16 protein-coding genes are annotated in these 22,823 nt (G+C 60.5%); 12 read left to right on the top strand and 4 right to left on the bottom strand.

Annotated elements, in window-relative coordinates; translation table 11 throughout:
- Window positions 1-299: 299 nt before the first annotated feature.
- Together ACQ4WQ_RS28175 and rtcR are read right to left on the bottom strand one after the other, a co-directional pair.
- A complete protein-coding gene (locus ACQ4WQ_RS28175; protein ID WP_436501584.1) occupies window positions 300-1,082 on the bottom strand; it encodes a nucleotidyltransferase domain-containing protein in 783 nt (260 codons plus the stop codon).
- A 12-nt stretch (window positions 1,083-1,094) separates the two neighbouring features.
- Entirely contained in the window at window positions 1,095-2,708 is a 1,614-nt protein-coding gene (rtcR, locus tag ACQ4WQ_RS28170) for an RNA repair transcriptional activator RtcR (RefSeq protein ID WP_436501582.1), read from the bottom strand.
- A gap of 206 nt (window positions 2,709-2,914) precedes the next feature.
- Here rtcR and ACQ4WQ_RS28165 point away from each other — a divergent pair, with 206 nt between their 5' ends.
- From ACQ4WQ_RS28165 to ACQ4WQ_RS28145, 5 genes are all read left to right on the top strand, one after another.
- Window positions 2,915-4,486, top strand: a complete 1,572-nt coding sequence (locus ACQ4WQ_RS28165) for an RNA-binding protein (RefSeq protein ID WP_436501580.1) — start codon at window positions 2,915-2,917, stop codon at window positions 4,484-4,486.
- Window positions 4,487-4,757: 271 nt separating this feature from the next.
- Complete coding sequence (locus ACQ4WQ_RS28160) at window positions 4,758-5,993, top strand: RtcB family protein (protein WP_077399949.1); 1,236 nt, start codon at window positions 4,758-4,760, stop codon at window positions 5,991-5,993.
- A gap of 16 nt (window positions 5,994-6,009) precedes the next feature.
- Entirely contained in the window at window positions 6,010-7,029 is a 1,020-nt protein-coding gene (rtcA, locus tag ACQ4WQ_RS28155) for an RNA 3'-terminal phosphate cyclase (RefSeq protein ID WP_436501578.1), read from the top strand.
- Between the two features lie 131 nt (window positions 7,030-7,160).
- Window positions 7,161-7,646 carry a cytochrome c-550 PedF gene (gene pedF, locus ACQ4WQ_RS28150; protein ID WP_436501576.1) on the top strand — a complete coding sequence of 162 codons (486 nt, stop codon included), beginning with the start codon at window positions 7,161-7,163 and terminating at the stop codon, window positions 7,644-7,646.
- Between the two features lie 25 nt (window positions 7,647-7,671).
- Window positions 7,672-8,505, top strand: coding sequence for a substrate-binding periplasmic protein (locus ACQ4WQ_RS28145; RefSeq protein WP_436501574.1), 834 nt, complete (start codon window positions 7,672-7,674; stop codon window positions 8,503-8,505).
- A gap of 55 nt (window positions 8,506-8,560) precedes the next feature.
- Here ACQ4WQ_RS28145 and ACQ4WQ_RS28140 read toward each other — a convergent pair whose 3' ends face one another.
- Window positions 8,561-10,699, bottom strand: a complete 2,139-nt coding sequence (locus tag ACQ4WQ_RS28140) for a TonB-dependent receptor family protein (protein WP_436501572.1) — start codon at window positions 10,697-10,699, stop codon at window positions 8,561-8,563.
- Between the two features lie 203 nt (window positions 10,700-10,902).
- Here ACQ4WQ_RS28140 and ACQ4WQ_RS28135 point away from each other — a divergent pair, with 203 nt between their 5' ends.
- The 7 genes from ACQ4WQ_RS28135 (at window position 10,903) to ACQ4WQ_RS28105 (ending at window position 20,481) form a co-directional block, all read left to right on the top strand.
- On the top strand, window positions 10,903-11,859 hold the full coding sequence (locus tag ACQ4WQ_RS28135) for a beta-propeller fold lactonase family protein (RefSeq protein ID WP_436501570.1): 957 nt from the start codon (window positions 10,903-10,905) through the stop codon (window positions 11,857-11,859).
- Between the two features lie 253 nt (window positions 11,860-12,112).
- On the top strand, window positions 12,113-13,633 hold the full coding sequence (gene adh / locus ACQ4WQ_RS28130) for an aldehyde dehydrogenase (protein ID WP_436501568.1): 1,521 nt from the start codon (window positions 12,113-12,115) through the stop codon (window positions 13,631-13,633).
- Between the two features lie 55 nt (window positions 13,634-13,688).
- Window positions 13,689-14,084 carry a DUF779 domain-containing protein gene (locus ACQ4WQ_RS28125; protein ID WP_282409818.1) on the top strand — a complete coding sequence of 132 codons (396 nt, stop codon included), beginning with the start codon at window positions 13,689-13,691 and terminating at the stop codon, window positions 14,082-14,084.
- Window positions 14,085-14,137: 53 nt separating this feature from the next.
- On the top strand, window positions 14,138-15,874 hold the full coding sequence (locus ACQ4WQ_RS28120; RefSeq protein WP_436501566.1) for a PQQ-dependent methanol/ethanol family dehydrogenase: 1,737 nt from the start codon (window positions 14,138-14,140) through the stop codon (window positions 15,872-15,874).
- Between the two features lie 286 nt (window positions 15,875-16,160).
- A complete protein-coding gene (locus tag ACQ4WQ_RS28115) occupies window positions 16,161-17,321 on the top strand; it encodes a porin (RefSeq protein ID WP_436501564.1) in 1,161 nt (386 codons plus the stop codon).
- Between the two features lie 57 nt (window positions 17,322-17,378).
- Complete coding sequence (locus ACQ4WQ_RS28110; protein WP_436501562.1) at window positions 17,379-19,481, top strand: 4Fe-4S binding protein; 2,103 nt, start codon at window positions 17,379-17,381, stop codon at window positions 19,479-19,481.
- Window positions 19,471-20,481 carry an FAD:protein FMN transferase gene (locus tag ACQ4WQ_RS28105; protein WP_436501560.1) on the top strand — a complete coding sequence of 337 codons (1,011 nt, stop codon included), beginning with the start codon at window positions 19,471-19,473 and terminating at the stop codon, window positions 20,479-20,481. Before ACQ4WQ_RS28110 ends, ACQ4WQ_RS28105 begins: the two co-directional genes overlap by 11 nt.
- Window position 20,482: 1 nt before the next feature.
- Here the strand turns inward: ACQ4WQ_RS28105 and ACQ4WQ_RS28100 are convergent, their stop codons facing one another.
- Window positions 20,483-22,471, bottom strand: coding sequence for a sigma-54-dependent Fis family transcriptional regulator (locus ACQ4WQ_RS28100; protein ID WP_436501558.1), 1,989 nt, complete (start codon window positions 22,469-22,471; stop codon window positions 20,483-20,485).
- Between the last annotated feature and the right edge of the window lie 352 nt (window positions 22,472-22,823).

The following is a 22,823-nucleotide window of genomic DNA, read 5'->3' as shown; positions in this document are numbered from 1 at the left end:
TTTGCGCCGATGATAGTGCTGCAACCAGTGTGAAAGTAGGTTATCGTCAGGCTTGTTATACGCAGTAGAAAAAAACCCGATCAGCAATGGTCGGGTTTTTTTTCGTCTGGCGGTTTTAGTGTTAGCCTCAAGCGAAGGCTGGGGTCAGTCACTTCGTGATCGGGATGTGCCCCACTGGGGTGCATCCCCCCGCCTCGTCCATTAGCAATGACCTTTGCGTTAGCGGCATTGAGGGTCTGACCCCGGCTGTTCAGTAGACGAAAAAAGCAGCGCTGTGCGCTGCCTTTACTTATTGATGCTCAGTTTTCCTGCAAAACTTGGCGGAACAACTCGTTCAACCTTTCCATGCCCCCGGATTTTTCTTCCTTTTCCACGCTGAAGTGCTCCAGCCTGGCCAATTCTGCTTCAATGAAGGCATTGAGTTTATCGATGCGTGGTGCCAGCTCTTTTTCCAGCGCGACCTTTTTACGCTCGAGCAGGATATGGATCTCTTCCAGCAAGCCGTCTTCCTTGGGCAGCAGGTGCAGCAGGGCGGCAAATTCGATGGGCGGCGCGCTGTGATAGGTTTCGATCCATCGCGTGGCGAGCAGGGGACGCAGGACATAAAAATACTTCTTCAAGGGAACCATGTCCGTCATCAGATAGCCGCGGTAATTCGTCTTGGCCATGCTACGGTAATGATAAATCCCCTTTTCCAATGTGTAGACGGGATCGAGCAAGGCATGGATGTCCGTCCTGAAGCTGCCCTTTTCCATATATTGGATTGGCGACTGTATCCATTCGATGACGGCAGGATTGGAGCGCCAGAAGAGCTGTAGCGCCTTGCGCACATCCCAGCCGTTCAAGTCGATATCATCGACGATCGGATATTCGATGACGTCGCGCTTGTCTTCCAGGTCGACGCTCAGATACCAGTCCTGTGGGCGCGCATAGATGAAGCGCACATCGAAATCGCTGTTCGGCGAGGCAAATCCCCAGGCACGGCTGCCCGATTCAATCGCCATTAAAATCCGCACGCCTTCCTTCTCTTCCACGGCCGCCAGGCGGCGCATGATCTCTACTCGTATTTCTTCTTGAATCATCGTTCTCTCTTCTTAGTTGCTTGAGGACACTTTATCCCAGTCCAGGGCAAAGCGGGTCAGGTATTTCTTGAGCCTGTCGGCATCGTTCGGTTTGGCTTTCGCCGCGCGCGACACGGCATACAGGGTACGGCCGGCATCGGACATATTGTTCGACTGCCGGCATACCTGGATGACTGCCTGCAGCTGCAGCGCATCGAACAGGTCGAGTTGGGCTGCCGCCTGCTCTCCCATGATCGCTGCCAGATCCACTTCCGGACTATCGCTCCGTCCACCATGGTGCCGCCACATCCGGTTCAGGCGCCTGATCTCTTCGTCTACCACGCTATCCGTGATGCGGCCCGCTTCTGACAAGGTGGCAAGACGCGTGACGGCGGCGGACAGGTCGCGGAAATTTCCCTTCCATGCGGAGGTGGGCAAGGTGGCAAAGCGCAAGAAATGCTCGCGTGCCTCCTTGTTGAAGCGCACGCGTTCGCCCGTTTCGGCACCATATTGAGCCAGCAGGTATTCCAGGTTCGGTTCGATGTCTTCCGGCCGCTGCGCCAGGCCCGGTAATTCATAGGTCCACAGATTGATGCGCGCATACAGGTCTTCGCGGAAGCGGCCGGACACCACCTCCTTGCCCAGGTCGCGGTTGGTGCCGGCGATCAGTTGGAAGTCGCTTTGCACCTCCGTGTCGGCGCCGACGGGGAAAAAGCGCTTCTCTTCGATGGCTTTCAGCAGCATCGCCTGTTCATCGAGTCCCAGTTCTCCGATTTCATCGAGAAACAGCAAGCCCTTGTGCGCGCTGCGCAGCAAGCCGGGACGGTCGGAACCCGCCCCCGTGAAGGCGCCCTTGATATGGCCGAACAGGGTGGACGCGGCACCGTCGCCGTGCAGGGTGGCGCAATTGAGGTCAATGAATTTGCCGTCGATCTGGTGGCGCGATTTTTTCAGTTCATACACGCGGCGCGCAAGGAAGGATTTGCCCGCGCCCGTTGGGCCCATCAGCAGCATCGGCGCCCTGGACTTGATGGCGACGCGCTCGATTTCCTCGATCATGCCGTTGAACTTTGCATTGCGCGTGGCGATGCCGGACTTCAGGAAGGCCACGCCCGCTGCCTGCTCGCGCGTAAAACGCTGGGCGATCTGGTCGTAGCGCGACAGATCGAGGTCGATCAGCGTGTAGCTACCCGGATTGCCGGCGGCCTGCCGCTTCGGTGGCGACGTTTGCACCAGGCGGCCCGGAAAATAGCGGGCTTCCGTCATCAGGAACATGCAGATTTGCGTGACGTGGCTGCCGGTGGTGATGTGGATCCAGTACTCCTCCTTGTCCGGATCGAAGGCGTAGTTGTTGGCAAAATCGTAGAGCGCGCCGTACACGTCTTCAAAATCCCAGGCATCGCTGATGGGCAGTTCATGGGCCTCCAGCCTGGTTTCAGGCGAGACGCTGGCGATATCCTGCGATACCTGGCGCACCAGGCTGGCAAACTGCTCGCCGGCGTATAGCAGCTCGAAGCGGTCGATGATCTTGTCTTCATGCTGGGTCAGGGCGACGCTGGGGCGCCACTTTTCCCAGCGGGCGGCTCCCCTGCCATTGTCGAGCTGCGTGCCGAGAAAGCCGATGACGACAGTGCGTTTTGCTTGCATATATTGGATAAAAATTTATCTTAAAAGATAATTGTATTCGAAATCGCATTCTCTGGGCTATTTTCAATACAAAGTATGTATAAGAATATTATTAAATAAAATCAATGACTTACATTTATTTTCGGCGGAATTATTAAAGCTGGCACAGCGTTTGCAATAGAGGAGGTAGCAACGAGATAAACGTAGAGAGCAGAGAGGAACGAAAAATGGCCAACGCCCACTTATTCCAGAGCGCACAACAGACCGCGACCTTGCCTTCGGCGCTGGCGCGCAATGCCGAAGGCGCGCCAGCCTATGCGCTGACGCCACGCCATCAGCTGGCGCAATATGCGGCCACCGGTTGCCTGAACACGACGTTTTATGCCAGCGCCGAAGCGCAGCTGGCGACGGTACTGGAACTGTGCCAGGCGGTCGAACCAGCCTTCATCGCACAAACGGCCGTGTACTGCCGCGAACGCGGCTACATGAAAGACATGCCGGCCTTGCTGGTGGCCGTGCTGGCGGGGCAGGGCGCTGCGGAATTTACGCAGACCTTCCAGCGCGTGATTAACAACGGCAAGATGCTGCGCAACTTCGTGCAGATCGTGCGTTCGGGCGCCGTGGGCCGCAAGTCGCTGGGATCGCGTCCGAAAAAGCTCGTGCAGGCATGGCTGAACACCGCTTCGGAACAGGCCTTGCTTGCCGCCGCCGTGGGCAATGCGCCGTCGCTGGCCGACGTGGTGAAGATGGTGCATCCAAAACCGCTGGCAGCGTGGCGGGAGGCATTCTTTGCCTGGCTGATCGGCAAGGAATATAAACGCGATGCCTTGCCGCCGGCGCTGGCCGCGTTCGAGGCCTACAAGGCAGATACCTCGCAAGCGATACCGGAGGTGCCGTTCCAGATGCTGACGGCGCTGCCCTTGAGCGCGCACTCCTGGGCGCAGATCGCGCGCCAGGGCAGCTGGCAGATGGTGCGCATGAATCTGAATACCTTTGCCCGCCACGGCGTGTACGCGATAGCCGGCATGCCGGAACTGATCGCGGCCAAGCTGCGCGATCCTGAGGCGATTGGCCGGGCACGGGTGTTTCCGTACCAGCTGATGTCGGCGTACATGGCGGCCGGCGAGAACGTGCCGGACGTCGTGCGCGATGCGCTGGAACAGGCGCTGGAAATATCGCTGGCGAACGTGCCGCGGATTGCCGGCAAGGTGGTAGTGTGTCCTGACGTTTCCGGCTCGATGGCCTCGCCCGTCAGCGGTTTTCGCGGCAGCGCCACCTCGAACGTGCGCTGCATCGACGTCGCTGCCCTGGTGGCGGCAGCCATGTTGCGCAAGAATCCGGACGCTGTGGTGCTGCCGTTCGAGCACAACGTGGTGCAGTGCGCACTTGGCGCGGACGGCAGCGTGATGGCGAATGCGGCCAGGCTGGCGGCCATCGGCGGTGGCGGCACCAATTGCAGCGCGCCCCTGCTGCGGATGAACAGCAAGCAGGAGCTGGCGGACCTGGTGATCTATGTATCCGATAACGAATCGTGGATCGACGCAAAGCGCAGCGGCGCCACGGCGACGATGGGACAGTGGAATGTCTTCAAGCTGCGCAATCCGCAGGCGAAACTGGTGTGCATCGATATTTCGCCGCATGCCACGACGCAGGCGATGGAGCGTGAGGATATCCTGAATATTGGCGGTTTTTCTGACGACGTCTTCAGGATCATCGCCGCCTTTGCCGCCGGCCAGCTGGACCCGGCCCACTGGGCGGGAGAAATCGCCGGCATCGATATCGCGGCACCAGCTTGTTGAAGTAAAGCGCATGAATGCGGACAAGACTACATAAGAGACGTCCTGTCCAGACTTGTCATGCGCTGCAGTACCCCGAATGCCGACAGGATTACATCGATCAGCCGCGTCAAACCGGCCTGGCGTGCGCAGTACGCCGCCAGAAAATCCTGTCCCGCCTTGTCGGGTTGTCGTACTGATGAATGCCGGTGGAACTACATCCTGGGCCGATGCGTCGGCAACGTTTCACCAACCCTTGTCATCACCCCCTATACAATAGAAGAAGAGAATAGCGATGAAAAACGAAGAATACGAAGTCCTGCATACCGAAGGCAGCCGTCCCGTGAAGATGTGGACGCGTGGCGTGCCTGTCGAAGAAGCGGCCAAAAAACAATTGCGCAACACGGCGACCCTGCCGTTCATCTATAAGCACATCGCCGTCATGCCCGACGTCCACCTGGGCAAAGGGTCGACCATCGGCAGCGTGATCCCTACCCTGGGCGCGGTGATTCCGGCGGCGGTGGGCGTGGATATCGGTTGCGGCATGATGGCGGCGAAGACCACGTTGACGGCGAACGACTTGCCCGATAACCTGGGACCGCTGCGCAGCGCCATCGAGCGCGCTATTCCGCACGGGATGTCGCCGAAGACGCGCGGCCACCGCGGCCGCGATGAAGGTTCCTGGCATACCCCGCCATCGGTGGTCGATGCGGCCTGGCTGCAATTGAAGGACGAATTCGATGCGATCTGCCTGAAAACGCCGAAGCTGAAAAATACGAATAATTATCGCCACCTGGGAACGCTGGGCAGCGGTAACCACTTCGTCGAAGTCTGCCTCGATGAACAGGGTTCCGTATGGTTCATGCTGCATTCCGGTTCGCGCGGCGTGGGCAATGCCATCGGCACGCATTTCATCGAACTGGCCAAGCAGGATATGCGCACCCACTTCATCAACCTGCCCGACCAGGATCTGGCCTATCTGGCCGAAGGCACGCAGCATTACGACGATTATGTGGAAGCGGTGGGTTGGGCCCAGCGTTTCGCCCGCAATAACCGCGAAGTGATGATGCAAAACCTGATCGCTGCCGTGCGCACGGTCATCCATAAACCGTTCCAGACGCATGTGGAGGCCGTCAACTGCCACCATAACTATGTGCAGAAGGAGCACCACTTCGGCAAGGATGTATTGATCACGCGCAAGGGGGCCGTGTCGGCCCGCGCGGGCGAGCTGGGGATCATTCCGGGCTCCATGGGCGCCAAGAGTTTTATCGTGCGCGGTAAAGGCAATGCGGACAGTTTCCATAGCTGCAGCCACGGTGCGGGACGCACGATGAGCCGCACGGAAGCGAAGCGGCGCTTCAACCTGGACGACCAGATCCGCGCCACGCAAGGCGTGGAGTGCCGCAAGGATGAAAACGTGATCGATGAAATTCCAATGGCCTACAAGGATATCGATGCGGTGATGCTGGCGCAGCGCGAACTGGTCGATGTTGTGCATATTCTGAAGCAGGTCGTTTGCGTCAAAGGTTAAAAGAGAGAAAGCAGAGATGATAGAAATAGATGGAGCGCAAGGTGAAGGCGGCGGGCAGATTTTACGTTCGGCGCTGAGCCTGTCGATGATCACGGGGCAACCGTTCCGGCTGATTAACATTCGCGCGGGGCGGGACAAGCCCGGCTTGCTGCGCCAGCATCTGGTGGCCGTGCAGGCGGCAGCCGCCATTTGCGGGGCGCGCACGACGCCGGTGGCGCTGCGCGCAGCTAGCCTGGAGTTCGTGCCCGGGCCCGTGCGCGGTGGCGATTACCGTTTTGCCATCGGCAGCGCCGGCAGCTGCACCCTGGTCTTGCAAACCTTGCTGCCGGCCCTGCTGCATGCGGATGGGCCGTCTACCGTGCGCATCAGTGGCGGCACGCACAATGCCATGGCGCCGCCCGTGCATTTCCTGCAGCGCGCGTATGGCCGCATCCTGGGGCAGATGGGCGCCGATGTGGAGATCGCGCTGCAACGCTATGGCTTTCACCCCGCGGGCGGCGGCGAAGTGATTGCTACCGTGCAACCGTGCCCGCGCTTGCTGCCCATTGCCTTGTTGCAACGCGGCGAACGGCAGGCCGGTTTTGCGGAAAGCATGGTGGCTGGCGTGCCCGTGAACGTGGCGCAGCGCGAGCTCGAGCGTGTTGCCGGCGGCATGGGCTGGAGCGGCAAACAGCTGCGCATCGTCGGCTTGCCGGCGGACCAGGGACCGGGCAATGTCCTGTTGCTGACCCTGGAGCACGAACACGTCACGGAAGTGTTTACTTCCTTTGGCGAAAAGTCCTTGCTGGCCGAATCTGTGGCCAAGCGCATGTTGAACGAGGTGCGCGCCTATCTCAAGACGGACGCGGCCGTGGGCGAGCACCTGGCCGACCAGCTCTTGCTGCCGATGGCGCTGGCGGGCGGCGGTGTCTTCAGTTGCAGCAAGGTGTCGCAGCATGCGCTGACGAATGCCGAGGTGATTTCCCGGTTTTTACCCGTGCGTATCACTTTCGAACAGCAGGAGCGGGCCAGCATCTGCACGGTTGCCGCCGCCTGACGCGTGCGGTGACACAGGTCACTGTTGCAGCTGTTCCAAATTGATACATGGGTGGCCGGCCGTGGGGCATATACGCATGGCATGGCATTTGCTCTTCTTGGATATTCACTAAAAAAACCAAGGAGACCAGCATGACCTATTCCATCCGTACCCTGCTCGGCGTGGCCGCCGCCGGCGCCGTTGCCCTCACCTCCCTGCTGACCTTGCCGCAAGCCTATGCGCACGGCAATGTCACGCCGCAAGGCGTCGACACCACGGGCTTGCCCAAGGTGGGCGACAAGTGGCTCGAACAAAACCCGTATCGGGGCAACAAGCTGGCCTTGACGGTAGGCACGTCGGCCTACAACCAGAATTGCGCGCGCTGCCACGGCATCGAAGCCATTTCAGGCGGCATCGCGCCGGACTTGCGCCAGCTGGACCGCGATTGCTTCGGTATCAAGAATGAGACAAAGAAACAGGCGTGCTATAAGGAAACGGACAATTACTACCTCACCACCATCCGCCACGGTAAAGTACGCAATGGCGCCGTGTACATGCCGCCGTTCGAGGGCGTGTTCAACCAGGAAGCCATGTGGGCCATCAAGACCTATCTGGAAACGCGCCGCGAATCGAATTAAGTCGAACTGATCACGAAGGAGTCCCATGCGTTCATTTCAATTCCGGGGCGCGCGCGCGATGCTCTCGCTCGCCTGCCTGGCGCTGTGCGCGGCCGCGCCGGCGCACGCCGACTGGCAGAAAGTACAGCAGTCGGGCAGCCTGAAAGTGGCCGTCTATAACGAGTTCGCGCCGTTTTCAGACAAGGGCACGGGCATCGATATCGACATCGCCGAAGCGCTGGCGAAAAAGCTGGGTTTAAAACTGAGCTTGCTGCCATTTCCCGCCGGCGAAAACCTCAATGACGATTTGCGCAATATGGTGTGGAAGGGGCATTACCTCGGCTATGGTCCCGCCGACGTGATGCTGCACGTGCCGGTCGACAAGAAGTTGATGGCGGATAACGACAAGGTCGAGATCTTCGCGCCTTACTACGTGGAAACCGTGCGCCTGGCGCGCAGCGCGCAAGCCGTGCCGCAATTCGATGGTGTCGCCTCGCTGGCGGGCAAGCGTATCGGCGTGGAAAAAGTGTCGATCGCGGCCATGCTGATGCTGGGGGAAGACAATGGCAAATACCGTGACGACGTGCGCATCTTCGATACGGCGGCCGAAGCCTTGCAGCAATTGCAGGCGGGCCAGCTCGATGCCGTGCTGGCGAACCGTTCGGAAATCGAATCGGTGCTGAAAAGCGATCCCGCTTTCCCCTTGAGCGAAGTGGCGTTCGCCCGCTTGCCGCGTGCTGGCTGGGCTGTGGGCCTGGCCGTCAGCAAGCAACAGCTCGACGTGGCGAAATTGCTGCAGGCGGCCATGAACGAGATGACGGCCAGCGGCGAATTGAAAACCATCTTTGAGAAGTATGGCGTGAAGGAAGCACGGCCCTGAAGTAGCCTGCTTGAGTTGAAAAGCCCGCGTATCTTCCGATGCGCGGGCTTTTTAATTAGAAGGAATACATGGCACTGACACCCAGCAACCAGTTGCGTCCCGGCGCCGCTTCATAGTAGCGCTTGTTGCTGTCGCCGACGATGACGGAGCCCACATAGGTCTTGTCAAAAAGATTGTTCAGGCGGGCAAACTCCTTGAAGCGCCAGTTCCCCACGTTTTGCCTGGCATTGAAGCGCGCATTGAAGACCGTGTAGCCGGGCGCCGGCTTTTCGCTGTTGCTGTCTTCCGCGTAGACCTGGTTGCTGGCCACGCTTTCCAGCGCTGCGCCAAAACGGTCGAGCGTATCTTTCCAGGCCAGTTCCGCGAACAGGTTGGCGCTGGGCACGCCTGGCAAGCGGCTGCCTTCGCGCACGTTGCCAAAAGCCTGGTCATACACTGCGTGCAGGCTGGTCAGCGCCACTTTTGTCGTGAAACCATACGGCAAGCTGGAGTCCAGCGACACTTCCATGCCCTGGCGCAAGGTTTTACCTGCATTGCGGTAGCTGGTGCGCCCGCCGCTGGAACTGTCGACCACCAGTTCGTCGTTGGTCTTGATCTGGAAGACGGCCGCGTTCACGTGCGTGTTGTTGGCGATCCTGGCCTTGATACCCGCCTCCAGGTTGGTGCTGGTGGCCGGTTTCAGCTGGTAATTGAAGCCGCCGCCCGTGCCCGAGTAAAACAGTTCGTTCAAGGTGGGTGCTTCGAAACCGCGCGCGGCACTGGCGTACACGTTGACGTTGGGCGTCAGTTTATACAGCAGGCCCAGCACCGGTGTCGTGTGGCTGTATTCCAGGCTGCCGCTGTCATCGCCATTGCCGAGGAAATGGTCGTTGACCGACACTTTCATCTTGCTGTAGCGCACACCTGCGCTGAGCAGCCATGGCCCGCTTTGCCATTCCGTCTGGATATACGGATCGAGGCTGGAAACGACATCCTGCTCGTCACGGCGCAGCTTGCCCTTCACGCCAAACGTGTTGCCGATGTAATTTTCATAGCCGGTGCGGTCATCGCTGGAGCGGCCGTAATCGATGCCGATGGTGGTGCTCAGCTTGCCGCCCGCCAGCTGGTTCACGTGCAGCCAGTTGGTGTCGATGCCGTAGAACTCACGCTGGAAGTCGACCACGCCGCCCGAATGGCTGGCCGGTGCCTGGAAACCCTTGGTGAATGCCTGGTACTGGATCACGTCGCGGTTGCCGCCGTAGGCCGTCACGTGCAGGCGGTCTTCGCCAAACGACTGCTCGTAGGTGGCGCCGATTTGCTGGTGGTCGATGCTCTTGCGCGTGTTGTAGCGCTCGGCCAGGGTGCGCTTCGGGTTTTGCGTATCGGTGGCGTCGATTTCGCCGGCGCGCGGGTCGCGGGCGAAAGTGGCCCAGGTGGCGCCCAGCGGATCTTGCGTGTTGCCCTGGTGCAGGCTGTTGGCGACGATGGTCAGCTTGCTGTCCGCATTCGGCTTGACGGTGATCTTGCCGAACGCCTGTTCGCGCGTGGCGGCGCTGTGGTCGCGGAAACCGTCCGTGCGGAAGCGGGAGCCGTCGAGCACGTAGCCGATGCCGCCAGCCTGGCCTTGCGCCGACAAGTCCACCTTGCTGGTGCCGTAGCTGCCGCCCGTCACGTTCAGTTCGACGGACGGGGGATTTTGCCCCTCCTTGGAAAACAGCTGGATCACGCCGCCCGAATGGTTGCCGTAGATGGCGGAAAACGGCCCGCGCAGCACTTCGATGCGCTCGGCCGTATCGAGATTGAAGGTGGCGGCCTGGCCTTGCCCATTGGGCATGCTGGCGGGAATGCCATCGCTGATCAGCTTGACGCCGCGCACGCCGAAGGCCGAGCGGGCGCCAAAGCCGCGCGACGAGATTTGCAAGTCTTGCGCGTAATTCTGGCGGTTTTGCACGACCAGGCCCGGCACGGCGGCCAGCGCTTCCGAGGCATTGACGCGGATTTGGCCGTCCTGGATGCGGGCGCTGTCGATGACATCGATCGAGGCCGGCACTTCCTGGCTCGGGTGGGCGATGCGGCTGCCGCTGATGACCACCGTATCCATGAGTTGCCCGGCGGCCAAGTCAGCGGGCTCGGCGGCAAAGACGTGGGGGGCGAGGGTGGCGCTGCCGGCGACAAACAGGCTGGCGATGGTGTTCAGGCGGAAACGATGCTGCATGCGGATTCTCCAATGTGAATAAAAGCCTGCTTGAGCGCGTGCGCGGCGCAGGTCTGCATAGTTGTATCAAGCAATATGCCTGCCATGTCTCCATTGGTGGGCGGAAATTATACGCGTGTCAGTGGCACGGCGTTTGCATGCAGCAATTATCAGAGGCGCCGCTACCGCGCGCTTTTCCTGTGTTTTTCATTGAAAAGGTGATTATGCCCAACTTCTTCTCGCGCTTGCGCCAGGTGTGCTGGCTGCTGCCCGCGCTTGCCAGTACTGCCCTCCAGGCCGCTCCGTTTGCCTATGTCCCCAATGAAAAATCGGGCACCGTGAGCGTGATCGACACGGCGACCGACCAGGTGGTGCGCCGGATCGCGGCAGGCAAGCGTCCGCGCGGCATTGCCGCCGATCCCGCCGGACGACAGTTGTTTGTCACGGACGCGGCCAGCAGCGCCTTGCTGCTGATCGATAACGTGACCGGCACGCCCGTGCGCACGGTGGCGCTGGGCAAGTCGCCCGAAGGCGTCAGCGCTTCCCTGGACGGTCATTACGTGGCCGTGGCCGTCGAGGAAAACAATAGCGTGGCCTTGCTCGATGGCCAGACGGGCGCCTTGCTCGCCGATATCAAGGTGCAGGGACGCAACCCGGAACATGCCGTCTTCAGCCCCGATGGGCGCTGGCTGCTGGTCAGCGCGGAAGAGGCCGAGCAAGTCGACGTCATCGACGTGGCGCAACGCCGTCAGGTGGCGTCCGTCGCCGTGGGACTGCGTCCGCGCGGTATCGGTTTCAGTCCCGACTCGGGCCGCGCCTACGTGGCGTGCGAACTGGTCAATGCCGTCTATGTCATTGACATGGCCGCGCGCAAGGCGATTGCCACCATTCCAGCAGGCAAGAATGCCAATGGCATCGTGGTCCATCCCGGCGGCAAGCATGTATATGTCTCGAACGGCATCGACGGCACGGTAATGGTGATCGATACGGCCAGCAACCAGGTCACGGCGACCATTCCCGTCGGCAAGCGCCCGTGGAACATGGCTATCACCCCCGATGGCGCCAAGCTGTACGTGGCCAATGGCCGCTCGAACAGCGTTTCCGTCATCGATACGGCCAGCGCGCGCAAGGTGGCCGATATTGCCGTCGGTGAATTGCCATGGGGTGTGGTGATTCGGTAGCGGTACAGGAACAGGTGTTCCAGTCTGGTACACCTGTTCCATTGTGCAGCGGCGATGGCGTGCTACGGCAGCAATTGAACCCGCCGATATCGCCACCAGGCCCTTGCAACAGAGGTAAAACCCGCTAAGTTGGGTAGGGGGATGGCGAGCTGGCACGGCATTTGCGGAAGACTCCGTGTACTCACCCCATCTGTACCAGGACGTTTGATTTTAATTAAGTAATTCCATTCTAATTAACCCGATAGAGGACGACATGAATCTCGCAGACATCAGCAAACTGGGCGTAGCCAATCCCTTCAAACAACGCTATGACAATTACATCGGCGGCAAATTCGTTGCCCCGGTAAAAGGTGAATACTTTCCTAACATCACGCCGATCACCGGCTTGCCGTTTTGCGAAATCGCCCGTTCCACGACGGAAGACGTTGAGCTGGCGCTGGACGCCGCGCATGCCGCCAAGGAGGCCTGGGGCAAGACGTCGCCTGCCGAGCGGGCCAATATCCTGAACCGCATCGCCGACCGCATCGAACAGAACCTGAGCCTGATCGCCACGGCGGAAACCATCGATAACGGCAAGCCGATCCGCGAAACGATGAATGCGGACATTCCCCTGGCCATCGACCATTTCCGTTATTTTGCCGGCTGCATCCGCGCGCAGGAAGGTTCCGTTGCGCAAATCGACGCGGAAACCTATGCCTACCACTACCATGAGCCGCTGGGCGTCGTGGGCCAGATCATCCCGTGGAATTTCCCGATACTGATGGCCGTGTGGAAACTGGCGCCAGCCCTGGCCGCCGGCAATTGCGTCGTCCTGAAACCGGCCGAGCAGACGCCGGCGTCCATCATGGTATTGATCGAGCTGATCGGCGACTTGCTGCCGCCGGGCGTGTTGAACATCATCAACGGTTTCGGCCTGGAAGCGGGCAAGCCGCTGGCGTCGAGCAAGCGCATCGCCAAGATCGCCTTTACGGGCGAAACGGGCACGGGCCGCCTGATCATGGGTTACGCCGCGCAAAACCTGATTCCCGTCACCCTGGAGCTGGGCGGCAAGTCGCCGAACATCTTCTTTGAAGACGTGATGGATGCGGACGACGAGTATTTCGACAAATGCCTGGAAGGCTTTGCGATGTTTGCGCTGAATCAAGGCGAGGTATGCACCTGCCCATCGCGCGTGCTGATCCAGGAATCGATCTACGAGAAATTCATCGAACGGGCCCTGAAACGCGTGGCCGCCATCAAGCAGGGCAATCCGCTCGATGCTTCCACCATGATCGGCGCGCAGGCGTCGCAGGAACAGCTGGAAAAAATTCTGTCCTACCTCGACATCGGCCGCCAGGAAGGCGCGCAAGTGCTAGCCGGCGGCGAGCGCCACACGCAGGCGGGCGACTTGGAAGGCGGCTATTACGTGCGTCCGACCGTGTTCAAGGGCAACAACAAGATGCGCATCTTCCAGGAAGAAATTTTCGGACCGGTCGTGTCCGTGACCACCTTCAAGGATGAGGCCGACGCGCTGGCGATCGCCAACGATACCTTGTATGGCCTGGGCGCCGGCCTGTGGACGCGCGACGGTTCGCGCGCCTTCCGCATGGGCCGCGCCATCCAGGCGGGTCGCGTGTGGACCAATTGCTACCACCTGTATCCAGCCCACGCCGCGTTCGGCGGCTACAAGCAATCGGGTATCGGCCGCGAAAACCACAAGATGATGCTCGACCACTACCAGCAAACGAAGAACTTGCTGGTGAGCTATAGCCCGAAAGCGCTGGGCTTCTTCTAAACCGGCAACAGGCGCCGCGCCCGTAGTCCAGGCGCGGCGCGCAGAAAGGGATGCCATGAGTGCAGCAATTGCCAGGGTGGTCGCCACCGATGCGGCGCTGGAAATGATGGACAAGTTGCGCCAGCGTCACGGCCCGCTGATGTTTTTCCAATCCGGTGGCTGCTGCGACGGCAGTGCGCCCATGTGCTACGCGCTGGGCGAGTTCGATGTCAGCGATACCGACATTTATCTCGGCAATTTGAATGGCACACCGTTCTACATGGGACTCGAGCAATTCGAGTACTGGGAGCATACCCAGTTGATTATCGATGTGGTCGATGGCAATGGCGGCATGTTTTCACTCGACAACGGCACGGGCAAGCGCTTTTTGACGCGTTCGCGCCTGTTCACCGATGAAGAGTGTGCGCTGTTGCATGCCCAGCCGCATGAGCACGACAGAAAAAGTACCTGAGAGTTACACACATACTAATAAAACAGAGGGAGATGATTGTGCAGAAAAAAATCATGGGGATACTCATCGGTTTGGGTTTGGCATCGCTGGCCCAGGCGGCCGACGTGGGTAATGTCACCACCGCCATGCTCGACAGCACGGCAAAAAATCCATCCAGCGTGCTGTCGTTCGGCATGGGCACGCAGGGTCAGCGCTATTCGCCGTTGACGCAGATCAATGACAAGACCGTGGCCAAGCTGGTGCCGGCCTGGTCGTTCTCGTTCGGCGGCGAAAAACAGCGGGGCCAGGAATCGCAGCCCTTGATTCATAACGGCAAGATGTTCGTCACGGCATCGTATTCGCGCATCTTTGCCGTCGACTTGAAAACGGGCGCCAAACTGTGGAAATATGAGCATCGCTTGCCGGACGGCATCATGCCCTGCTGCGACGTGGTCAACCGCGGTGCCGCCCTGTACGGCAACCTGGTGATCTTCGGCACGCTCGACGCCTACCTGGTGGCGCTGGACCAGAACACGGGCAAGATCGTCTGGAAGGAGAAAGTCGACGACTATGCGGCCGGTTACTCGATGACGGCGGCGCCGCTGATCGCCGAAGGCTTGCTGCTGACGGGCGTGTCGGGCGGCGAATTCGGTATCGTGGGCCGGGTCGAGGCGCGCAACCCGATGACGGGCGACCTCGTGTGGAGCCGTCCGACGGTGGAAGGCCATATGGGCCACCGCTACGACAAGGATGGCAAGGCCATCGATAACGGCGTATCCGGCACCGTGAACAAGACCTGGCCGGGCGACCTGTGGAAAACGGGCGGCGCCTCGACCTGGATGGGCGGCACCTACGATCCGCAAACCAAGCTCGCGTATTTCGGCACCGGTAACCCGGCGCCGTGGAACAGCCATTTGCGTCCCGGCGACAATCTGTACTCGTCGTCCACCGTGGCGCTGGACGTGAAAACGGGGCAGATCAAGTGGGCGTACCAGAATACGCCGAACGATGCCTGGGATTTCGATGGCGCCAACGAGTTCGTCACCTTCGACATGGATGGCAAGCGCTACGGTGGCAAGGCCGACCGCAACGGTTTCTTCTACGTCATCGACGCCAATACGGGCAAGCTGCAGAATGCCTTTCCGTTCGTCAAGAAAATCACCTGGGCCAGCAGCATCGACCTGAAGACGGGCCGGCCGAACTTCATTCCCGCCGGCCGCCCTGGCGACCCGACCAAGGGAGAGGAAGGCAAGAAGGGCACGACCGTGTTTGCCGCCCCCGCTTTCCTCGGGGCAAAAAACCAGATGCCGATGGCGTACTCGCCGCAGACCAAGCTGTTCTACGTTCCCGCAAATGAATGGGGCATGGACATCTGGAACGAGCCGATCAGCTACAAGAAGGGCGGCGCCTTCCTCGGCGCCGGTTTCACCATCAAGCCTTTGTTTGACGACTACATCGGCGCCATGCGCGCCGTCGATCCGAAGACGGGCAAGATCGTCTGGGAAATCAAGAACAACGCGCCGCTGTGGGGCGGCGTGATGAGTACGGCCGGCAACCTGGTGTTCTACGGCACGCCGGAAGGCTTCCTGAAAGCCGTCGACGCGAAGACGGGCAAGGAGCTGTGGAAATTCCAGACGGGCTCCGGCGTCGTGGCGCCGCCCGTCACCTGGCAGGATGGCGACACGCAATACGTGGCCGTCGTTTCCGGCTGGGGCGGCGCCGTGCCGCTGTGGGGCGGCGAAGTGGCGAAGAAGGTCAACTTCCTGGAACAGGGCGGGTCCGTGTGGGTCTTCAAACTGGCATCGAAGTAACGGGGTGAAACGCCCGGGCACTCGGATGGGTGTCTCCCTGTCCGCCGGGCGTTTTCTTTTTGCTGACGGCCCAGGCCGTCAGTTTTTTGTTTACGCAGTTGCGCGATCAGCGTGCTGGCGGTCAAAAAAGGAACACCGTGCGGGGCGATTGATCCGCTGCTGCACACGTCAAACACGTCATTTCTCTTTCTCCCTCTGAGCCGTTCTGGGCACGCTTATTGCGAAAGCTTGAGGTACATCAATCACTGGTGTGCACACTAAAAACAGAGAAGAAAGAGGAGACGCAATGAACACATTGAGCAAGCTGGGGAGCGTGGGTGTCATGACAATCGCAGCGATGGGGCAGGCGCAAGCCGTCGACATCAAGGCGGGCGACTGGACCGTGTCGGTGGGCGGCATCGTCAACGCCTATTACACGCAAGTATCGTGTTCCGGCGATGCGGTGGGCGGGCTGGCGCTGGGTGGCCAGGCGCTCGGTTGCGGCGGAGAAAAGGACCGCACCACCATCGGCAACGGCTTGCTGCCGAACGGCTTGATCACCTCGGCAAGCTCGCGGCTGGGCGAGTACGACGTGAAAGCCTTGATCGGCATCTACAACTCGACGGCCACCGACAGCGCCATCAGCCAGAACAGCGTGGTCGATGTGCGCCAGGCCTTCTTTACGTTTGGCAATGCGGAAATGGGCACCTTCAAGCTGGGCCGCGACTATGGCATCTTCGGCGCGAACGCGATCCTGTCCGACATGACCTTGCTGGGCTCGGGCGCACCGGTGCAGGCCACGCAACGGGGCCGGGTGACCCTGGGCCATATCGGCGCCGGCTATACCTATCTGGGCAACTATGGCCAGATCATGTACAGCACGCCGAAGTCGGGCGGCTTTGGTGCCGACGTGGCGCTGGTCAGCCCCGTTTCCGATACGCCCATCGTTGCAGGCTCGACCTATTCCTCAAAGTCGAGTCCGCAAGTGCAGGCGCAAGTGACGTATGCGCAGGACGGCTTGAAAGCCTGGCTCGGCGTGAAGTCGCAAAAGTTCACGTCGAAAACACCGGGTGTCGATGATCTGACCATGCGCGGCGTGGAAGTGGGCGGCTCCTACCAGATGGGGTCGGCTGGCGTGCTGCTCAACTTCCAGGGCGGCAAGGGACTGGGTATCTTGTCCGATGCGGACCAGGGCGATACGAAGTCGAAGAACTGGCTGCTGCAAGGCACGTATAAAACGACGGACAAGCTGAAGCTGGGCTTGTCTTACGGCATCAGCAAGAACGACGACAACACGGCCGGCACGGGCGGCTTGAAGTCGAACGCCAACCTGACCCTGGGCGCGTACTACTCGCTCAACAGCGCGATCACCCTGGTAGGCGAGCTTGGCCAGACGCGCTCGAAAGGCTTTACGGGCGGCGAAGCGAAGATGAATGGCGTGTCCCTGGGCGGCATTATTTTCTTCTAACCAATCAATGCGGCGCCGGAAGCTGCGGCGCCGCACGGAGTGCAATGCATGCGGATAATGCGGTTATTCATTGGATGCTGGCTATTCCTGTTTATCCTGGGACAGGCGTGGGCAGGGATACTCACCAAGGCCGAGCTGGCGCGACGCTTCCCTGCGCCCCTCGTCGTGGGCGAGAAGGAAGCCGACTTGCCCGTCTGGCCCCTGTTCAAGCAAAATGCCACGGCCACCGAACTGGTCGGCTATGCCTTTGAGTCGGTGGACCTGGCACCGATTCCCGGCTTTTCCGGCGTGCCCGTCAATCTGCTGATCGCCGTCGATCCGCAAGGCAGTTTTCTCGACGTCGCCGTGCTGTCGCAGCACGAACCCGTGTTTCTCGATGGCCTGGGCGAAGCGCCCTTGTTTCAGTTCGTCAAACAGTACCAGGGCTTGTCGCTGAAACAGAACATCGCCATCGATGCCAGGAAGAAACGCGCGCCAGATGCGACCCACGCCGATATCGATGGCGTGTCGAAGGCAACGGCTTCCGTGCGCATCATCAACCAGAGCGTGCTGGCCTCGGCCTTGAAAGTGTCGCGCAAAAAACTGGGTTTCGCGCAAGGCCGCGACCCGGACCAGATCGCCCGCATCCGCATGGAGGTATTCGAGCAACTCAGCGTGGCGCAGATGCTCGAGCAAGGCTTGATCCAGCATGTGCGCCTGAGGAACAGGGACGTCGAAACCCTGTTTGCGGGCAGTCCCGGCGCCGGACTCGATGCGCAGGCGCAGCGCGAGCCGGACAGCGTGTTCATCGACCTGTACCTGGCCTATGTCTCCGTGCCCAGTGTGGGGCGCAATCTGTTGACGGAACGCAGCTGGAACAAATTGCGCAACCGGCTCGACGAGGGCGACCACGCCATCCTCGTCATGTCGCGCGGGCGCTACAGCGTGCTGGGCGACGATTTCGTGCGCGGCACCGTGCCGGACAGGTTGTTGCTGAAGCAGGATGGCTTGCCCATCGACATGCGCGACCTGGACCTGGAATTGAACCTGTCCAATGCGGGACCATTGCCAACGGAAAATATCGCCGTCTTTCGCGTCATCAGCCAGGCGGGACTCGATGCGGCCAGCCTGCTGGCATTTTCTCTCCCTATCACGCGCAGCAAGGGCATCGTGTATCCGGAACGCATCGCGCGCAACGTGGATTTCAATTACCGCCTGCCGGCCGGGTTCTATACGGCGCCACAAGGCGACGATGCCAGCTGGCGCGGTACGTGGAAGGCGCGCCAGACTGAGCTGTTGATCTTGCTGGCCGGGCTGGCGCTGCTGGCCGGCGCCTTGGCCTGGCAGAAACGCCTGGTGCGTAATGGCCGGCAATTTGCGTGGTTCCGCCGCCTGTTCCTGTTGTTGACCATTGGCTTCATCGGTTATTACGCACAGGGGCAGTTATCGATCGTCAATATCACGGGCGTCATCCAGGCACTGCTGGCGGGACGCAGCCTGGGCTTTTTCCTGTTCGATCCGATGACGGTGATCCTGTGGGCGTTCGTATTGCTTACTTTGTTCATCTGGGGGCGTGGCACCTTTTGCGGCTGGCTGTGTCCGTTTGGCGCCCTGCAGGAATTCACGGGCAAGCTGGGCCAGTGGCTGCGCTTGCCGCAGTGGAAGATCAAGCCGCGCCTGGACGGGCGCTTGAAGTGGATCAAGTATGGCTTGCTGGTGGCCATACTTGGCAGCAGTATGTTTTCCAGTCAGATCACGGACAAGCTGCTGGAGCTGGAACCGTTCAAGACGGCCATCACCCTGAACTTCGTGCGCGCCTGGCCCTTCGTCGCGTATGCCGTGGGCTTGCTGTTGCTCAGCAGTGTTTCCTATAAATTTTTTTGCCGCTATCTGTGCCCGTTTGGTGCGGCGCTGGCGCTGCTGGGGCGCTTTCGCTTGTTCAACTGGATTCCGCGCCGCAAGGAATGCGGCACACCGTGCCAGACTTGCCGCCACCGCTGTGAGTATCACGCCATCGCGCCGAGCGGGAAAGTCGATTATGGCGAATGTTTCCAATGCATGGATTGCGTGGTGATCTATGCCAGCGATGAAAAATGCGCGCCTTTGATGCTGGAAATCAAGCGTGCCCGTACCATTCCCATCGTCCGGGCCACGGCAGAGGAGAGCAGCAATGCAGCGTAGAACCTTTATTTCCGCAGCGATCGGCAGCGTGGCCGGCATGGCGGGTGCGATCTTGCCTGGCAGCATGGCGCGCGGCACGGCCACGGCATCCGGCGTGCGCCCTTATCAAGGCGCCGCGCTGGCGTTTGGCACGACGGTCGCCGTCACCGTATTGCACCACGATCAGCGCCAGGCCGAACTGGCCATCGAAGACGCCCTCCATGCTGCCAGGAATATCGACCGCCTGATGAGCATTTATAGTCCGAGCAGCCAGGTCTTCCAGCTGAACCGCGATGGCCGCCTGGCCCGGCCGGACGCGCACCTGCTGGCGGTGCTGGCGCAGGCGCGAGCCTTGTCGCAATGGAGCGATGGGGCGTTTGATATCACCGTGCAACCGTTATGGCAGCTGTTTCGCGCGGCGGCAGATCAGGCAAGTTTGCCGGCGGAAGCATTGCGCCGCGAAGCGCAGGCGCGGGTAGGCTGGCGGCAACTGGCGTGGGATCGCCGCGAAGTGCGTTTTCTTCAGCCCGGCATGGCGCTGACCTTGAATGGCCTGGCGCAAGGCTATGCGGCCGACATGGCACTGGCGGCCGTGCAGGCGCGCGGCGTGCGGCACGCGCTGCTCGACACGGGCGAGTTCGTCGCGCGCGGGCAGCGTGCCGTACGGCGCCCGTGGACTTTGGGCATCCAGGACCCGCGCGACGCGGAAATCCTGGCAGCCACCTTGAAAGTGGAGGGGCGCAGCGTGGCCACGTCAGGCGATTACGAATGCACGTTCACGCCCGACTTCGTGCATCACCATATCTTCGATCCTGCGAAAGGCGATTCGCCGCGCGAACTGGCCAGCGTGACGGTGCTGGCGCCCACGGGTTTGCTTGCCGATGGCTTGTCGACAACCTTCATGGTGACGGGGGCGGCGCGTGCGCATGCCATGGCCGCGCGGATGGACGGGGTCGATCTGATGACCATCGACAAGCAGGGCCGGCGCCAGATGTCGCCCGGCTTTTCCCGTCTACTCTAGGCTATTTCAGGTGCGGCACCTTGCGATAGATCGTGTTGCGCGACACGCCCAGGGCCCGCGCCGTGGCCGAAACGTTGCCGCCGTGGGCATCGAGCGATTTGAGGATCACGCTTTGCTCCATCTCTTCCAGATTGGCGCCGGCCGCGATCATGCGGTCCGTGCTGGCGCTGGCGGCAGTCGCCTGCGTCATCTCAATATCGTCGAGGAAATCATCGGGCATGTGGCGCAAACAGATTTCATGCTCGTCGCCGGCCATGACGATGGCTGTGCGCAACAGGTTAGTCAGCTGGCGGAAGTTGCCTGGCCACTTATGCTGGTGGAAAAGGCGCAGGATGTCGGGCGCCACCGTGTAACGCGTGTCGGGTGCTTCCGTCGCGAGGATTTTCTTCACCACGGTGTCGAGGTCCGTGCGCTCGCGCAGGGGCGGCAGTTTCACCACCAGGCCATTGAGGCGGTAATACAGGTCTTCGCGGAACAGTCCCTTGGCCATGCGTTCGCGCAAGTTGTGATTCGTGGCGCAAATGAGTTCTACATTGACCGTGATCGATTTGCTGCTGCCCAGCGGCGTGACCATGCGTTCCTGCAGCACGCGCAACAGCCGCGCCTGCAAGCCGAATGGCATGTCGCCGATTTCGTCGAGGAACAGGGTACCGCCATTGGCTTGCAGGATCTTGCCGATGGCCCCTTTCTTGCGTGCGCCCGTGAATGCTCCGTCTTCATAGCCGAATAGTTCGGATTCGATCAGAGTTTCCGGGATGGATGCGCAATTGACGGCAATAAACGGTCCCATGGCCCGTGGCGAATCGTTATGGATGGCTTGCGCCAGCAATTCCTTGCCGGTCCCCGTTTCGCCCATGACAAGGATGGGAATATCGCGCCCCAATACTTTGTTGACCTTTTCAATCACCAGTTCCAGCTGCGGATCGCCCGTGCGCAGGTAGCGCAAACCGGACAGGCGGCGCGCCGCATTGGCCGCATGGCTGGCCGGGGCGGGAACCTGGGCCGGCACCGCGTTGATGTCGCTGTGATCTGTGCTGGTGGTAAAGCCGTGCTGGAAGACGCTATTGGACAGGCGCAACTGCGCGCGCCCGTACACGCGTACGCCGCTGTGCATGCACAGGTTCAGTAAACCGGGTGAGGCCGTGCGGTAATGGTCGTACAGGGCAGAAACGGGCAAGCCGAACAGGGAGCTGAACGTGTGCGATTGCAGCGCAGCAAATGACAGGCCCAACTGGAACAAGCCATTCTTGTTGGCCGATAAAAACCGCCCACCCGGCGTGAACGAGGCGATGCCTTCCATCAAGGTGCCGATGAATTCGGGGCGCGCGTGGAAGTGCACGGTGATGGCATCTTCGAAGGTGGCGGAAAACAACTGATTTTCGATCATCAGCGCTGACATGCGCACGAGGGCCATCGTATGCTTGTGAAAACTGCGCTGGTCGCTCGAGACGTCCAGCACGCCGATGACATTTCCGCGATGGTCAGTGATCGGTGCCGCGGAGCATGTCAGGAAATGATTGGCAGCCAGGTAATGCTGGTCCGCATGGACCAAAGTCGGTACTTTTTCCGTGATGGCCGTGCCGATGGCATTCGTGCCGCGGCTTTGTTCCGACCACGCTACGCCTGGTTGCAAGGCGACGCGGTTGGCTTTCTCCAGGAAATCATCGTCGCCCAGCGAATGCACGATCACGCCATTGGCATCCGTCAAGATCACCATATTGTGCGTGTTGACGATTTGCTGGTACAGGGTTTCCATCGCGGGCAGCGCGTGCGTGTGCAGCATGCGGTTTTGCTCGATCAGCAATGACAGATCGGATTTGCCGGCTGGCGTAAAGTCTGGCGTGGCCGTGGGCGACAGGCCAAAAGCGACGGAACGCTGATGGGAAGTTTCGATGATGACGGGGACGTTGTCCTGTCCTGCCGGCAAGGTGTTCGCGTCCGCGATGGACGAAAACGGGGCGCTACAGTAAGTAGCTGACGGTTGATACATGATCTCGTTGCCTCCGTTGGGCCCTGTACTGCGGCGCTCTTTTGAATATCGAGAGTGTTCCATAATGTAGCACCTGTCACAGATGGGAGCAAAGCAAAGCGAACCGGGCTATCCCCAGTGTTGCTGCCAGGCCCAGAGTTCCTCCCTCAGTGGACAGTGCATAGGGTGGTATAAGCAAGTGCGGTGCCAGGGCCGTTTCATGGCGCGGGAAAATAGCGCTTGCAAGGCGTTTGGGGCAGGGCTATAATTCGCCCCCTCGCTGAACGACGCATGCAAATGCCGAGTGAGACGAGAAAAAGAAGGAGTTGACGGATGTAGTGAAATGCTTCATACTCTTCCTTCTTCGCAGCTG

Source organism: Janthinobacterium goodfellowi (genome assembly GCF_051380695.1).
Classification (GTDB): Bacteria; Pseudomonadota; Gammaproteobacteria; order Burkholderiales; family Burkholderiaceae_D; genus Janthinobacterium.
Note: the sequence above shows the minus strand (reverse complement) of the source record. Positions and strands in the feature narration are given on the sequence as shown.